Consider the following 14,181-nt stretch of genomic DNA (forward strand, 5'->3'; position numbering starts at 1 on the left):
GCCCCAGGTCTTCCCCGGGCTCACCCCAGGTCGATGTGCTCCACGGGGGTATCCTCTCGCGACGTGTCGCGTTCCCGCGCCTGCTTGCCGGGCGAAGGACGGTTGAGCGCGTCGACCGCCGACTTGAGCGCGGCCAGCAACTCGCTGCCGGCCTGCATCAGGTGGTCGGTCACCTGCCCGCCCGACTCGCGCTGCGCGGCCATGGCCCGGCAGACGGGGCACGCCCGGCAGATGTACTCCTCCTCCTCGGAGACGGCCTCCTCCCAGACGTCCCGGCCGCCGGTGCGGCCCCCGCCGGAGAAGGCGCCGCCGAACCCGGTCATCGTGCCCTTCACCAGGTTCTTGCCCAGCTGCCTGGCCGCCCTGCGCTGGAGCGCGTCGAAGAGCTTGAAGGCCTCCTCGGTCGCGCTGCCGATCGGGTCCCTGTCCTCGCGGGGCTGCCGCCGCTCGCTGTTCCTGTCGTTCCCACTGTTCTCAGTCATCTGGCCCTCCCGTCTGGAACCGTACCCGGAGCAGGCCGTCCGAGAGCGCGGCCTCCCGCACGCTCCTTCGGGCGAGGGCCGCGGGAAGGGCCAGGACCCGGCGGTACGGGCCCACCGTGACGATCAGCTCGTCGCCCTTCCTCGCCAGGTCCACCCCGCCCTTCTCGGCGAGCGGGAGCGCCAGGATCAGCTCGCCCTCGGGGGTGACGCGCAGCGGCGGCTCCCCGGCCGGCGGGGCGAAGGGGTCGGCCTCGCCGTACATGGCCTCGGCGACGCGGGCGAGGGCGCCCAGGCCGACGGGCTCGGCGTCCAGGTAGGGGACGGTGTGCACCGGCAGCGGGGCGAAGGACTCCGCCACCTCGGCCAGGTGCCTGGCCTGGGCGGTCACCCACCGTTCCCGCCACGGGTCGGCACCCTCGGCCGGGAAGACCCGGTTGGCGACGACCGCGTCGACGCGGTAGCCGTACAGGCTGAGGGAGGTGAGCGTGCGGCGGGCCTCGGCGAGCACGACGGCCTCGGGGGTGAGCACCAGCCGGACACTGGCGCCGGGACCGGTGAGCAGTTCGCGCACCTCCATCAGCCCCCGGTGCAGGCGTTCGCCCGCGCCGACCACGTGGTCCTCCGGGACGCTGACCATCGCCACCCGGCGGACCAGCGGGGCGAGGGTGCGCAGCAGCCGCCTGCCGACCGGCAGCAGCCGGTTGACGTGCCAGTCGAGGGCCTCGGGCAGGGCCAGCAGCCGGAGCGTCTCGGCGGTGGGCGCGCAGTCGACGACGATCACGTCCCAGCTCCCGGCACGGGCCTGCTCGCGCAGTTCCAGCAGCGCGATGACCTCCTCGGCGCCGGGCAGCACCGTGACCTCCTCGGCCGTGACCTCGTCCAGTCCCAGCTCGGCGAAGAGCCCCCGGGCGTAGTCGCGCAGCTCGCCCCAGTGACGTTCCAGCGACCGCTGGGTGTCGACCTGGTGGAGGTGCAGGCCGGGGGCGATCTCGGCGGGACCGTCTCCGGGCCGCACCCCGAGGGCGTCGGCCAGCGAGTGCGCGGTGTCGGTGGAGACCACCAGCGTCTTGAGCCCGGAGCGCGCGGCGCGCACGGCGGTGGCCGCCGCCGCGGTCGTCTTGCCGACCCCGCCCTTGCCGGTGAACAGCAGGATCCGGCTCACGGTCCCTCCCTCCCGGGGGCGGGCCGGGATCCGTCGTGGCCGGTCACGCGGCCTCGACGCGCTTCTTCAGTCCCTTCAGGGCGGTGTCGATGATGACCTTCTCCGCCTTCCTCTTGATCATGCCGATCATCGGGACCTTGAGGTCGACGGCGAGCTCGTAGGTCACCTCGGTGCCGTCCCCCGCCTCGGCCAGGCGGTAGCTGCCGGTCAGGCCGGAGACCATCTTCCCGGCCTCGGCGATGGTCCAGTCGACGGAGTCGTCCCCGTCCCAGACGTAGGCGAGGGTGTACTCGTCGCTGATCGGGCCCGCGTCGAGGGCGAACCTGACCCGCTCCGGGCGGCCGTCCGCCCCGGTGGACAGGACCCGCGCGGACTTCACCTGGCCCGCCCACTCCGGGTACGCGGCGAAGTCGGCGATCACCGTCATGATGGTCGACCGGCCGGCGCCGATCGTGATGCTGGAGGTGGTGCGATCAGCCATGGGCTTACCGTACTCGTTCCGGCTTTGCGTGCGTACGTCCGGCTCACCACTCGATCGCGAAGGGCACTCCCCGGCCCCGGAAGTGACCCACGTTCAGGCACTCGGTCCTGCCGATGCGGGTACGGCTCACCAGGGGCTGGTGCACGTGGCCGAAGAGCGCGTAGCGCGGCTGGGTCCGCCTGATCGCCTCCAGGGTGGCCTCGCTGCCGCGCTCGAAGCGGCGGGCGACCACGTCGTAGAGGAGCTCGGGGACCGCCGGCGGGATGTGGCAGCAGAGCACGTCCACCTCGCCGATCGCCTCCACCTTGCGGGCGAACTCCTCGTCGTCGATCTCGTTCGGCGTCCGGTACGGCGTGCGCAGGCCCCCGCCGACGAAGCCGAACCGCAGGCCCCCGATCTCCACGGTCTCCCCGTCCAGGACGTGGTGGCCCGGCCGGGCGTACTCCGGCCAGTAGCGCGGCAGGTCCACGTTCCCCGGGGTGAGGTAGGCCGGGGTGGGCATCGCGGCGAAGATCTCGCCGTACTGGCGGCGGACGGAGCGCTCGATGTGGTCGCGCGGGTCGCCGTCCAGCGACGCCCAGAGCTCGGCGGACATGGCGCGGGCCTCGTCGAAGCGCTTGGCGGTGCGCAGGGCGATGAACTCCCCGGCCCGCTCCGCGCCGAAGAGCTCGGGGAAGATGCCCTGGGAGTGGTCGTCGTAGTCGATGAACAGGATCAGGTCGCCCAGGCAGACCAGCGCGTCGGCGCCCTCGCCCGCGCGGGCCAGAGCGTCGGCTCTTCCGTGCACATCGCTGACGACATGAACCCGCATGGCGGACATCCTAACCATTGGGGAAATCCGTCCCCAGACGGAGCGTGAACCGCACCGCGGCAGGGACGAGCAGGTCAGCCGGTCCCCCATGGCGAGACTGGTACGGTGAAACCGCCCTTGATAACGCCTGGGTGACGGATCTACCCACGCGTAACTTCTAGCGGTAACTTCCTGGCAATCCTTGTTCCGTGCGTCCTCAGGAGTGATCCCGTGCGTGAGTACAGCGTCCCCGTTCTGGTGGATGTCCCCGCCTCCGCCAACCTGACCGACACGGTGTTCCAGCGCGCCGAGCAGGAGCCGGGCGCGATCGTGCTCCGCCGCAAGGTCGGCGACGACTGGACCGCCGTCACCGCGCGGGAATTCCGCGACCAGGTGGCCGCCGTCGCCAAGGGCCTGATCGCGGCGGGCGTCGGGCCGGGCGACCGGGTCGCCCTGATGTCGCGCACCCGCTACGAGTGGACGCTCGTCGACTACGCGATCTGGTCCGCGGGCGCGGTGAGCGTGCCGATCTACGAGACGTCCTCCGGCGACCAGGTCAAGTGGATCGTCTCCGACAGCGGCGCCAAGGCGATCTTCGTGGAGCTGGGGTCGCACGAGGAGACCGTCCGGGAGGTCCTCCCCGAGCTGGACGGGCTGGAGCACGTCTGGTGCATCGAGAGCGGCGCCGTGGACGAGCTGGCCGCCTCCGGCGGCGAGGTCGCCGACGAGACGCTGGAGGAGCGCAGGAGCGGGCCGGGCACCGCCGACCTCGCCACGATCATCTACACCTCGGGCACCACCGGCCGTCCCAAGGGCTGCCGCATCACCCACGACAACCTGCTGTTCACCGCCAGGAACGTGGCCAACGGCCCGCTGGAGCTGCTGTTCACCGTGCAGGACCGCGCGGTGCTGCTGTTCCTGCCGCTCGCGCACGTGTTCGCCCGCATGATCCAGATCGTGCTGATCGAGACCGGCACCGTGCTGGCGCACACCCCGAACATGAAGAACGTCGCCCCGGACCTGCAGGCGTTCAAGCCGACGTTCCTGCTGGGCGTGCCCCGCGTGTTCGAGAAGGTCTACAACGGCGCCGAGCAGAAGGCCGTCGCGGGCGGGAAGGGCAAAATCTTCCACGCCGCCGCGGACACCGCCATCGCGTGGAGCCGCGCGGAGGCCTCGGGCGGGGCGGGGCTCGGCCTCAAGCTCAAGCACGCGCTGTTCGACAAGCTGGTGTACGGCAAGCTGCGCGAGGCCACCGGCGGCAACCTGTCGGCCGCGGTCTCCGGCGGCTCGGCCCTGGGCGATCGGCTCGGCCACTTCTTCCGGGGCGTGGGTATCGAGATCTTCGAGGGCTGGGGCCTGACCGAGACCTCCGCGCCCTCCACGGTCAACCTGCCGGGCGCCAACAAGATCGGCACCGTCGGCAAGCCGTTCCCGGGTGTCACGGTCGCCATCGCCGACGACGGCGAGATCCTGGTCAAGGGCCGCCACGTCTTCAACGGCTACTGGAACAACGAGGAGGCCACCGCCGAGGTGATCGACCCCGACGGCTGGTTCCACACCGGCGACATCGGCGAGCTCGACGCCGACGGCTACCTGAAGATCACCGGCCGGAAGAAGGAGATCCTCGTCACCGCCGCGGGCAAGAACGTCGCCCCGGCCCCGATGGAGGACGCCATCCGCGCCCACCCGCTGGTCAGCCAGGCGATGGTGGTCGGCGACGACAGGCCCTTCGTTGCCGCGATCGTCACCCTCGACCCCGAGGCGCTGGAGCAGTGGAAGGCGTCCAACGGCCGGGAGTCGGCCACCCTGGCCGAGCTCAGCGCCGACCCGGCGATCGTCGCGGAGGTGCAGAAGGCCGTGGACGACGCCAACAAGGCCGTCTCCAAGGCCGAGCAGATCAAGAAGTTCGTGATCCTCGACATCGACATCACCGAGGAGAGCGGCCACCTCACCCCGACCCTCAAGGTCAAGCGCAACATCGTGATGCGCGACTTCGCCAAGCACATCGACGAGCTGTACGGCTAGGAGCAGGCCGGGCGGCGTCCCGGCCGGGCTCCACGGCCGCGTGGCCGGCGGATCAGGCCGGTTCACCCCGGGCGCAGAACGGAGGCGTAGGCGCTCAGGGCCTCGTGGCGGCGCTGCAGTTCGGCGATGTCCCGGGCGAGGCGCGAGCGGTGGGACTCCAGCATGTCGATGTAGCCGGCGCAGCCGGCGGGGCCGGCGGGTTCTTCCTCGGCGCACGGCAGGAAATCCCGGATCGTCTCCGTGGACAGGCCCGTCGCCAGCAGCCGGCGAATGTGCGCGACCCGTCCGACGGCTTCGGGACGGTAGCGGCGGTAACCGTTGGCGTCCCGTTCCGGGTGGAGGAGTCCCTGCTCCTCGTAGTACCGGAGCAGGCGGGTGCTCACACCGGTCCGCCGGGACAGCTCACCGATCCACATCGCATTCCTCCGCGGGAACTCGACCTTCACACCGATGTGAAGCCCCAACCTCGCCGGCATGACGCAGATTCCCGGACACGGGCTCTGAACGGCTGCCGGAGGGGCCCGCGCCGCGGCGGAGGCGGGTCAGGGAGTCTGGGCCGGTTCGAGGAGTTCGGTGAAGCGGGCGGCGACCCGCTCCCAGCTCCACTCCCGGGCGGCCCACGCGCGTCCGCGCGCCCCCATCGCGCGGGCGCGGGCGGGGTCGCCGAGCAGTTCGACCAGGGCGTCGGCCACGGCGTCCGGCGAGGCGCCGTCCACCACGAGGCCGGTCTCGCCGGGCAGCACCGCGTCGGGCGCCCCGCCCGACGAGCCCGCCAGTACGGGCAGGCCGCTGGCCGACGCCTCCAGGTAGACGATGCCGAGGCCCTCGACGTCGATGCCGCCCAGGCGGGTACGGCACGGCATGGCGAACACGTCCCCCAGGGCGAAGTAGCGGGGCAGATCGGCCCCGTCCACCGGACCGGTCAGGACGATCGACGAGCGCAGGCCGAGGGAGGCGACCAGCCGTTCCAGCCTCCGCCGGTACGGTCCGCCGCCGACCAGCAGCAGCCGCGCGCCCGGCACGGCGCGCAGCACCCGGGGCCAGGCGCGGATCAGGGTGTCCTGGCCCTTGCGCGGCACCAGCCGGGAGACGCAGACGACGACCGGCCCGCCGCCGGGGAGGCCGTCCTCCCCCGGACGTGCGCCGGGTCCGCCCGGGGACGGCAGGGGGCGGACCCGGCGCACGTCCGGGGAGAACACCTCGGTGTCCACGCCGGGCGTGAGCCGTACCAGCTTCTCCTCGGGGATCACCGTGGCGAGCAGCCGCCGGGTGTACTCCCCCAGATAGGTGACCACGTCCGCGTGACCGCCGATCCGGGCCAGCAGCCGCCGGGCGACCGGGACGCGCGCCCAGGACGCCTCGTGCCCGTGGGTGAGCATGACGACGCGCCGGGCGCCGGCCGCGCGGAGCCGCGGCGCGAGCAGGCCGAGCGGGGCCGCCGCGCCGAACACCACCGTCTCGCACCCCAGCTCCGCGACCAGGGCGGCGGCCCGGCGGGCGACCGCGCGGCCGGGGAGCATCAGCGAGGTGGGGTGGCGCACGACGGGGTACGGCTGCCGCGCGTCGAAGTCCTCGCACCCGGGCCACGAGGGCGCGTAGACGGTCACGGAGCCGGGGGGCAGGCAGGCGACGAGCCCGTGCACGAATGACTGGATGCCCCCCTGACGGGGCGGGAAGTCGTTGGTGACGACCAGCGTGTGCTTCACGGCTCCGGCAGGCCGTTCAGCACGGCCCAGGAGCGCGCCAGGGCGATGCGCTCGGGTATCGGGGGGTGAGAGGCATAAAGAACATATTCAACGACATCAGGCGATAAATCAGAAATATTGGATATCGCGAGTCGTTCCTGCATGGCGGCGAACGTGACGGGGTCCCGGGTCAGATCCAGCGCGTGCACGTCGGCTCGGGCCTCGACGTGCCTGCTCACGAGGTTCTGCGCCGGGCCGGAGAGCACCGTGGCCAGGCTCAGCAGCCCCATGATCAGGCCCGCCGCCCGGGGGTCGGCGAGCGAGGGCACGCCGCTGCGGCGCCGTACGGGCCGGGCGGAGGAGACGAGATAGAGCAGGCACGCCCCGCACGCCGCGCCCAGGCCGCCGATCAGCGTGCCGTACAGCACGTCGCCGCTGTCGGCGTGACCCAGCTCGTGCGCCACGACCAGCCTCACCTCGTCGGCCGGGGCCTTCAGCAGCGTGTCGTAGACCACGATCCTGCGGGTGGCGCCGAACCCGGAGACGTAGGCGTTCAGCGCGGTCGTCCGCCGGGAGGCGTCGGCCACGAGGACGTCCTCGACCGGCACGCCGTCACGGGCCGCCATGGCGAGCAGGTCGTCGCGGAGCTGCCCCGCGGGCATCGGCCGGAAGTCGTTGAAGACCGGTTCGATCAGCACCGGGTAGACGAAGGAGGCGGTCACGGTGAGCGCGAACGCGCCCAGCGCGGCCGGGAGCCACCAGCGCCGGACCCGCCGGGCGAGCGCCACCACGGCGAGCACCATGATCGATGTCAGCCCGGTCCTGATGCCGATGCCCTTGAGCCGGTCGGCCGTCCAGTCCGGCCACCCCTGCACGGACAGGCCGAAGGCGCGCAGATGGGTCTCCTGCCACATGCCGAGCGGCCAGCGCAGCGCCTCCACGACCATCGTGACGGCGAGCACCCCCAGCAGCACCCGCCACCACCACGGGCCCCGCAGCCCGCCCAGCAGCCGCGCGCCGAGCGGAGTGGCCACCAGCGCCCCGGCCACGATCAGCGTCAGGCCGAGCGACAGGTAGGCCGGTGGTCCGACCGCGGCGTCGAACGCCGCGGAGCGGGCGATCTGCCCGGCGGTGAAGTCGCGGGCCGGATCCGGTACGGCCCGCGGGGCGCCCTCGGGCAGAGCCCGCCAGGGCGTGGTGAAGGCCACGATCGCCAGCGTGGCCGCGCCGAGGGCGGCCAGCGCCCCTCCCGCCGCCCGCAGGCCCGGGGCGGCCTGCCCCGTACCGCTCTCCGCGTGCTGCGCCGTCATCGTGACTCCCCGGATGCGGGCATCCGGAGCGTGAGGGGTGTCAACCGAGTTCCTCCCGGAGATAGTCGCGCCAGCCGGCGGTGAACTCGGCCGCGGTCAGGCCGAGAACAGTCCCGACATCGCTACCGTAAAGCCTCACGAGGGTCCTCTCGCCGTAACGCCCGGCGATGTAGCGGCAGGCGAGCCACGCCTCCTCGTAGGCCTGCGCCAGCCGTACGGATCCGGGGGCGAAGTCGGCGGGCCCCGGCAGGCCGTCGGGCAGGACCCCCGCCCGCACCTCCGCGGCCAGCTCGGCGGCGACCGTGCGCACGGCGAGCCCGGAGGCCGCGTAGCCCACGTGGTCGGCGAACCCCTCCGACAACCACATCGGCACCCGGCCGCCGCGTGTCGCGCCGGTGGCCACGTGAGTGAGCTCGTGGGTGATGACCACGTCCCTGCCGGTCTCGCTGAGGCGCGCGTAGCCGCTGGGAAGGACGATCACCCGGTCGGCGGTGGCCATCGCGGCCAGCCCGCCGGTGGCCCCGGTGCCCGCGAGCGCCTCGGCCTCGGCGTCGGTCTCGGGGAAGAGGATCACGGGACGGACCGGCCCCCACATCGCGGCGACGCGGCGGCGGGCGCGCTCGGCCCGTACGGCGAGGTCCTCCAGCAGACCCGCCGGGACGCGGCGCCCTGCGACGACGACGTAGTGCTCGCCGCGGAGCACGGTGCCGTCGGGCCACGGGTCCTGCGGGAACGGCGCGGACCCGGCGGCCAGACCGGCGCCCGCCAGCGCCAGCATTGCGGCGAGTACGGCACGGCGCCCCTGCGGGACGGACATGAAGGTCGATGGTACGCGACCGGTCCGGTGAAACCTGCGAGAAAAGGCCCCGTCCCCTCCCCCGTGGAGAGGCGGACGGGGCCGTCACACCGGATGTCAGTCGCCGGGACGGACCGCGCCGACGAAGGAGGACCGGTAGTACCCCTTCAGGCTCACGATCCGGACCCTCTTGCCGCTGCTCGGCGAGTGGACCATCTTCCCCCCGCCGACATAGATGCCGACGTGGCCCAGGCCCCGGAAGAAGACCAGGTCACCGGGGCGCAGGCTGCGCCACGAGACCTTCTTCCTGACGGACCGGTACTGGCTGTAGGTGATCCGGGGAAGCTTCACTCCCGCCGCACGCCATGAGTACTGGGCGAGACCGGAGCAGTCGAAGGCGCCGGGGCCGCTGGCTCCCCAGCGGTACGGGGCGCCGATCTGCCGCTTGGCTGTCGAGACGGCCTTGGCGGCTCTCTCCTTCTGCCGCGCGGCCCTGCTCGTCTTGGCGCTCATCTTGGCGTTCGCCGTGGTGCTCACTGTGGCGCCCACGATGGCCCTGACCGGTACGGCGGTCGTGCTGTTCGTCGTCGCCCGCGCCTGGGTGGCTCCCAGCGTGACCGCTCCGGCCGAGGCGGTCAAAGTGAGGACGAGGCCGCCGATGGAAAGGCGGAAAAGACCTGACGAACACGAATTTCGCAGGGTGGTAGACAGGATTTCTCCTTGGGACTTCCTCTGATGCCTACCGGGTTAGCTGACGGATTCGGGCAGGGAAGGATGCCCTACGGCATGACGATGCCGATTCACCCCTGGTCGCGTGTGCGTACCTGATGGGTCCCCGGTTCCATGCCTCCTGGCTGCATGGATTCGGCAGGCCACCGCGCACGCTGATCACGTTTCGGACCGCGCCGCGAATGACCGGATGGATTTCTATGCGGGACATCGGCACTGAGGGGGCCGATATTCGGTGCGGCGGCATGGCTTGCTCGTCGCGACGCCAGAAGGTACTCGGATCGGCAAAGTTCGGCAAAGCCCGCCCCAGGGGAAGTGGGTCGCTCCGCCTTGATCACAAATCCATAACCCCTGCCCGAACGGCAGTTTCTTCGTCCCGATATGACTCTCGTCACATTCCCCGGAGGGCAAGCTGGGAAACGTCACTCCTGTCACACGAGTCACACCAGTAATGATCTTGAATGCCCAGGGGAGGCGGGGCGACCGCCGTTCCGGGAGCCGGGCGACGGCAATTCCCGGCTACGGCGGATGGTCATTCCCGGGCACGGAAAACCACCCTTTCGGGCTATGGTCAATGACCAGGCCAGGGCATAAGAACCGTTATTTCGTGCCATAACCGACAGCTCTTCCGAGGAAACCGATCAGGCTGCGGCACGAGGGGATCCGCGCCATGCGGATTCGGTATGGAGCCGGGCACCCGGAACGCGATCCCCGCACGCCGGAGCGCAGACCCCGGCGAACGCCGGGTCAGGGACGGACGGCCCCGACGAGGCGGCGACCGTAGGAGGACAGGCTGACGACCTTGACCACGTCCCCGGTCTGCGGGGCGTGGACGATCTGACCGTTGCCGACGTAGAGGCTCACGTGCCCCAGACCCTCGCTGAAGATCAGATCTCCGGGCTGGAGCTCGTCCAGGGAGACGCGGCGGCTGGCGCCCCAGCTCCACTGCTCCCAGGTCGTCCGGGGGATGCTGACTCCGGCGGCCCGCCAGGCCGCCTGGGTGAGACCGGAGCAGTCCCAGCCGCCCGGCCCCGTGCCGCCGTACTGGTACGGCTTGCCGACCTGCGCGAAGGCGAACTCCAGGGCCTCGCGGCCGTTGCCGGAGGCCGGACCGGTGTACACGATGCCGGGGCTGTCGGGGTTGCCGGCCCGGAATGCTCCCAGCTCCCGCAGGAGCTTGGTCTGGGCCCGGACCATCTTGTCGGCCTTGGCCTTCTCCTCGGCCAGCTCGTCACGCGTCCGGTCGGCCTCGGCCAGGGCGACCTTGGCCTTGTCCCGGCTCACCCGCAGCTCCTCGGTCGCCCGGTCGAAGGCCCGGACGGACTCGGCGCGCGAGGCGGACAGCTGGTCGGCCGCGGCCAGGCCCCGCAGCAGGGTGCTGGGGTCCGGCTGGCTGACCATGCCCTGCCAGCCGGTCACCCCGCCCATCTGATAGGTGCTGACGGCCACCGAGACGAGGTCCTCGCGCAGCCCGGCCACCTTCTCGTTCTGCCGCGTCAGCTCGCCGTTGAGCTTCTGGTACTTCTTCTTGGCCCGCTTCCACTTCTCGCCGGCCTGGTTGTACTTCTCAACGATCTTGTCGGCCTCTTCGTTGAGCCTCGCCAGCTTCTTCTTGGCCTCGGCGATGGTGGGCTTGGGCTCGGCGAAGGCGTCGCCGACCGGGAGAGCCGGCAGCAGGATCGCCGCGAGGGCCAGCCCGGCAGCCAGGGAAACCCGCCCGGAACGCTTCGGCATACCCGCCACGGCCACGACAACGCCCTCCCCGCGTAAAGCCCTGGGGCGAAATAGTACAGAACGGGTAAGGGGAAACTCACCTTTTCGGCGGTTTTGCTCTCTCCCCAAAAAAGAGGGGCCGCCGCCGGGAGGATCACTCAGGCGCGGCCGAGCCGTTTCAGGAGCAGCGCCGCGGGGACCGGGCGCGCGCCCATCCGGCGGACCGACTCGGCCACCTCCCGGTCGGAGGAGACCACCGCGAGCGCGCGCCCCACGGGCTCGGCGCGGACCAGCTGGCGGATCAGGTCGTCGGCGATCTGACCGGGCGCGCTGAACAGCACCCGGACGCCCCGGGGGGCCGAGACCGGCACCGGGCCGTTCAGCTCCGCGCCGTCGAAGACGACGGTCAGCTCGGTGCGGGTCTGCGCGTACAGCGCGCCCAGGCCGGTGAGCAGGCGGTTGCGCTGGTCGGCGAGGGTGAGGTTCCCGTAACCGGTCTTGGTCACGTTGTAGCCGTCCACGATGAGGTGGATCTGCGGCAGCGTGAGCAGCTGGTCCAGGAGGGCGGGGTCGTCGTCGGCGAGCGCCCGTGCGGGCACCGCCTGGACTCCCGGCCGCCCGGGGGCGACCGAGGCCACGGAGTCGGCGGGCCGGCTGATGCCCGAGGGCAGGGCCAGCTCCCTGCGGAGACCGGCCGCGGCGTCCTGGAGCGCGTCGAGCAGCACGCGGACCTTGGTGTCCTCCACGCTGCGGCCCTCGCGCGCGGCCCGGCGGGTGGCCTCCAGCTGCCGCTCGGAGTCGGCCAGGCGCTCGCGCAACCGGCGCAGCTCGCTCTCCCCCGCGCTCCCCGCCGACGCCGCGGCGGCCCTGGCCTCCTGGGCGGCCTCCTCCAGCTCGGCGGCCCGCGCGTCGGCGGCCTTGGCCCGCTCGCGGGCGTCGTGCAGCTTGCGGCGCAGATCGGAGATCTCCGTGCGGGCGGCCCTGAGCTGCTCGCGCAGCCGGTCCGACTCCTCCTTGGCCGCGGTCTTCTGCGCCGCCAGCTGCTCGCGCAGCCGGGTCAGCGTCTGCTCCTGCGCCGAGCCCTCGGCGGCGGCGGCCGACCGCTCCAGGTCGGCGCGGGCCACCTCCACCATCTCCTCCCAGCCGGGTGGCCGGATCAGGTAGGCGGCTGCCGCGACCAGGACGGGCTCGGCCGCCGGCGGCACGGAACCCTCCTGCAGGCTGGCGGCCAGCTCGGGCCAGCCCGCGGCCAGCGCCTCGGCGACGGCCTCGCGGAACTCCTTGTCGGTCTCCAGCTGCGCGGCGATCGGCGTGCCGCCCAGCCTGGCCCGCTTGCGCGGTTCGAACTTGGCGATGGTGCGCAGCGGCGGCGGCACCGCGGCGGCGGGCATCGTGCCGAGGGCCTGGGAAGCCAGCTCCACGACGTGTGAGCGGACCTGCTCCGGCAGCGGACGAGACAGGCCCTCTCCGGCTGAACTCATCACGGCCCCTACTCGGATTGGTCTATCTGTCAAGGGTACGGCCATCCCGCCGGGCCGCCGACCGAATAGAAGATCGAACGGCGGCCTCACGCGGGTGAACGTGATATGGACAAGCGCTTGGTCATAGGTATACGACTGTGTCGGCACGTGGATCGGGTGTCGTGACGCAGGCCGTACAGGAGACCGCGATGGACGAACGGTGTGAGCCCGGCCGCGGGCCGGACCGGGTGGACGACCATGGTTCCGGCGGGTCCGGCGGGTCCGGGCGCGCAGCGGTCCCCGACGCGGACATGCGGACCTCCACCCGGGACCTCGGCGAGCTCCGCGACCGGATGCGCTCCTGGCTCGGCGGGCGGCTGGGACGCCCGGTCACGATCTCCGCGCTCTCCCACCCGTCGGGCAACGGCATGTCCAGCGAGACCCTGATCTTCGACGCCTCGTGGGACTCCGCCGAAGGCAGACGGGACGTCGGATGCGTCGCCCGGATGGCCCCGGCCGGCGAGGCGGTGCCCGTCTTCCCCGGCTACGACCTCGGCCGCCAGTTCGAGGTCATGCGCCTGGCCAGGGAGCGCGCCGGGACGCCCGCGCCGCGCGCCCTGTGGTTCGAGCCCGACCCCGCGCCCCTGGGCACTCCGTTCTTCGTGATGGAGCGCGTGGCCGGGGACGTGCCGCCGGACGTGCTGCCGTACACCTTCGAGGGCTGGCTGCTGGAGGCCTCCCCCGCCGGCCGCGACCGGCTCCAGCGGGAGAGCGTGGCCATCCTGGCCGGGTTGCACGACGCCCCGTTCACCGACGGTGACCTGCGCCCCTTCCAGCTCGACCGGCCGGGCGAGTCCGCGCTCCGCCGGCACGTCAACGACCAGCGGGCCTACTACCAGTGGGCGCACGCGTCGATGCGGATCCCGGTGCTGGAGCGGGCCTTCGACTGGCTGGAGGAGCACTGGCCCGCCGACCCCGGCCCCGACGTGCTGAGCTGGGGGGACGCGCGCATCGGGAACGTGATGTACCGCGACTTCACTCCCGTGGCGGTGCTGGACTGGGAGATGGCCGCCGTCGGCCCCCGGGAGCTGGACATCTCCTGGATGGTCTTCCTGCACCGGTTCTTCCAGGACATCACCGAGGCCATGGGGCTCCCGGGGCTGCCGGACTTCATGCGGAGTGAGGACGTCTGCCGCACATATCAGGAAATGACTGGTTACAAGCCTCGCGATATGGAGTTCTACGAGATGTACGCCGCGCTCCGGCACGGCATCATCATGGCCCGCGTCTGGCACCGGCGGATCCACTTCGGCGAGCAGCCCATGCCCGACGACCCCGACGACCTGGTCATGCACCGCGCCACCATCGAGCGGATGCTCGACGGCGGCTACTGGTCATGACCAGGCGATGCTCCTATGGATGTCAGGCGGCGTTCTGCCACGGGGCGACCTGGAGCAGGTCGTCGATCTCCCGGGCCGGGGCGGGCGAGGAGAACAGGTAGCCCTGCGCCAGCGGGCAGCCCATCTGCTGCAGCACCCCGGCCTGCTC

The 14,181-nt window shown here is 72.1% G+C and carries 13 protein-coding genes and 1 riboswitch; of the genes, 2 read left to right on the top strand and 11 right to left on the bottom strand.

Translation table 11 applies throughout. The annotated features are described in order from the left end of the window. Positions 1-20: 20 nt before the first annotated feature. The 4 genes from IEZ08_RS06120 to IEZ08_RS06135 are packed head-to-tail and all read right to left on the bottom strand — an operon-like array spanning position 21 to position 2,936. Complete coding sequence (locus IEZ08_RS06120; RefSeq protein ID WP_068922577.1) at positions 21-482, bottom strand: hypothetical protein; 462 nt, start codon at positions 480-482, stop codon at positions 21-23. Beyond that, the gene (locus IEZ08_RS06125; protein ID WP_068922576.1) at positions 475-1,644 is read right to left on the bottom strand and encodes an ArsA family ATPase; all 1,170 of its coding nucleotides are present in this window, start codon (positions 1,642-1,644) and stop codon (positions 475-477) included. The genes IEZ08_RS06120 and IEZ08_RS06125 overlap by 8 nt, the downstream gene beginning before the upstream one ends. A 43-nt stretch (positions 1,645-1,687) precedes the next feature. Further along, positions 1,688-2,125 (bottom strand): SRPBCC family protein, encoded by a 438-nt coding sequence (locus tag IEZ08_RS06130; RefSeq protein WP_068922575.1) that lies wholly within the window; start codon positions 2,123-2,125, stop codon positions 1,688-1,690. Positions 2,126-2,168: 43 nt separating this feature from the next. Further along, positions 2,169-2,936 carry a metallophosphoesterase family protein gene (locus IEZ08_RS06135; RefSeq protein ID WP_141703812.1) on the bottom strand — a complete coding sequence of 256 codons (768 nt, stop codon included), beginning with the start codon at positions 2,934-2,936 and terminating at the stop codon, positions 2,169-2,171. A 210-nt stretch (positions 2,937-3,146) separates the two neighbouring features. Between IEZ08_RS06135 and IEZ08_RS06140 the strand changes: the two genes are divergently transcribed. Continuing rightward, positions 3,147-4,940, top strand: a complete 1,794-nt coding sequence (locus tag IEZ08_RS06140; protein ID WP_068922573.1) for an AMP-dependent synthetase/ligase — start codon at positions 3,147-3,149, stop codon at positions 4,938-4,940. Between the two features lie 62 nt (positions 4,941-5,002). Here the strand turns inward: IEZ08_RS06140 and IEZ08_RS06145 are convergent, their stop codons facing one another. The 7 genes from IEZ08_RS06145 to IEZ08_RS06175 form a co-directional block, all read right to left on the bottom strand. Further along, on the bottom strand, positions 5,003-5,356 hold the full coding sequence (locus IEZ08_RS06145) for a MerR family transcriptional regulator (RefSeq protein WP_189241812.1): 354 nt from the start codon (positions 5,354-5,356) through the stop codon (positions 5,003-5,005). A gap of 126 nt (positions 5,357-5,482) precedes the next feature. Continuing rightward, positions 5,483-6,646, bottom strand: a complete 1,164-nt coding sequence (locus IEZ08_RS06150) for a glycosyltransferase family 4 protein (RefSeq protein WP_068922571.1) — start codon at positions 6,644-6,646, stop codon at positions 5,483-5,485. Beyond that, entirely contained in the window at positions 6,643-7,935 is a 1,293-nt protein-coding gene (locus tag IEZ08_RS06155) for a M48 family metallopeptidase (RefSeq protein ID WP_068922570.1), read from the bottom strand. The genes IEZ08_RS06150 and IEZ08_RS06155 overlap by 4 nt, the downstream gene beginning before the upstream one ends. A gap of 40 nt (positions 7,936-7,975) precedes the next feature. Continuing rightward, positions 7,976-8,752, bottom strand: coding sequence for a gluzincin family metallopeptidase (locus IEZ08_RS06160; protein ID WP_141703810.1), 777 nt, complete (start codon positions 8,750-8,752; stop codon positions 7,976-7,978). 96 nt (positions 8,753-8,848) lie between these two features. Further along, on the bottom strand, positions 8,849-9,370 hold the full coding sequence (locus IEZ08_RS40495) for a C40 family peptidase (protein ID WP_275424729.1): 522 nt from the start codon (positions 9,368-9,370) through the stop codon (positions 8,849-8,851). A gap of 82 nt (positions 9,371-9,452) precedes the next feature. Further along, positions 9,453-9,611, bottom strand: a riboswitch (cyclic di-AMP (ydaO/yuaA leader). Positions 9,612-10,207: 596 nt separating this feature from the next. Next, positions 10,208-11,194, bottom strand: a complete 987-nt coding sequence (locus IEZ08_RS06170) for a C40 family peptidase (protein WP_068922567.1) — start codon at positions 11,192-11,194, stop codon at positions 10,208-10,210. Positions 11,195-11,331: 137 nt separating this feature from the next. Continuing rightward, complete coding sequence (locus tag IEZ08_RS06175; RefSeq protein WP_068922566.1) at positions 11,332-12,654, bottom strand: NYN domain-containing protein; 1,323 nt, start codon at positions 12,652-12,654, stop codon at positions 11,332-11,334. A 188-nt stretch (positions 12,655-12,842) separates the two neighbouring features. Here IEZ08_RS06175 and IEZ08_RS06180 point away from each other — a divergent pair, with 188 nt between their 5' ends. Next, entirely contained in the window at positions 12,843-14,033 is a 1,191-nt protein-coding gene (locus IEZ08_RS06180; protein ID WP_229802946.1) for a phosphotransferase family protein, read from the top strand. Positions 14,034-14,181: the final 148 nt, after the last annotated feature.

The organism is Planobispora rosea (assembly GCF_014648175.1).
Classification (GTDB): domain Bacteria; phylum Actinomycetota; class Actinomycetes; order Streptosporangiales; family Streptosporangiaceae; genus Planobispora; species Planobispora rosea.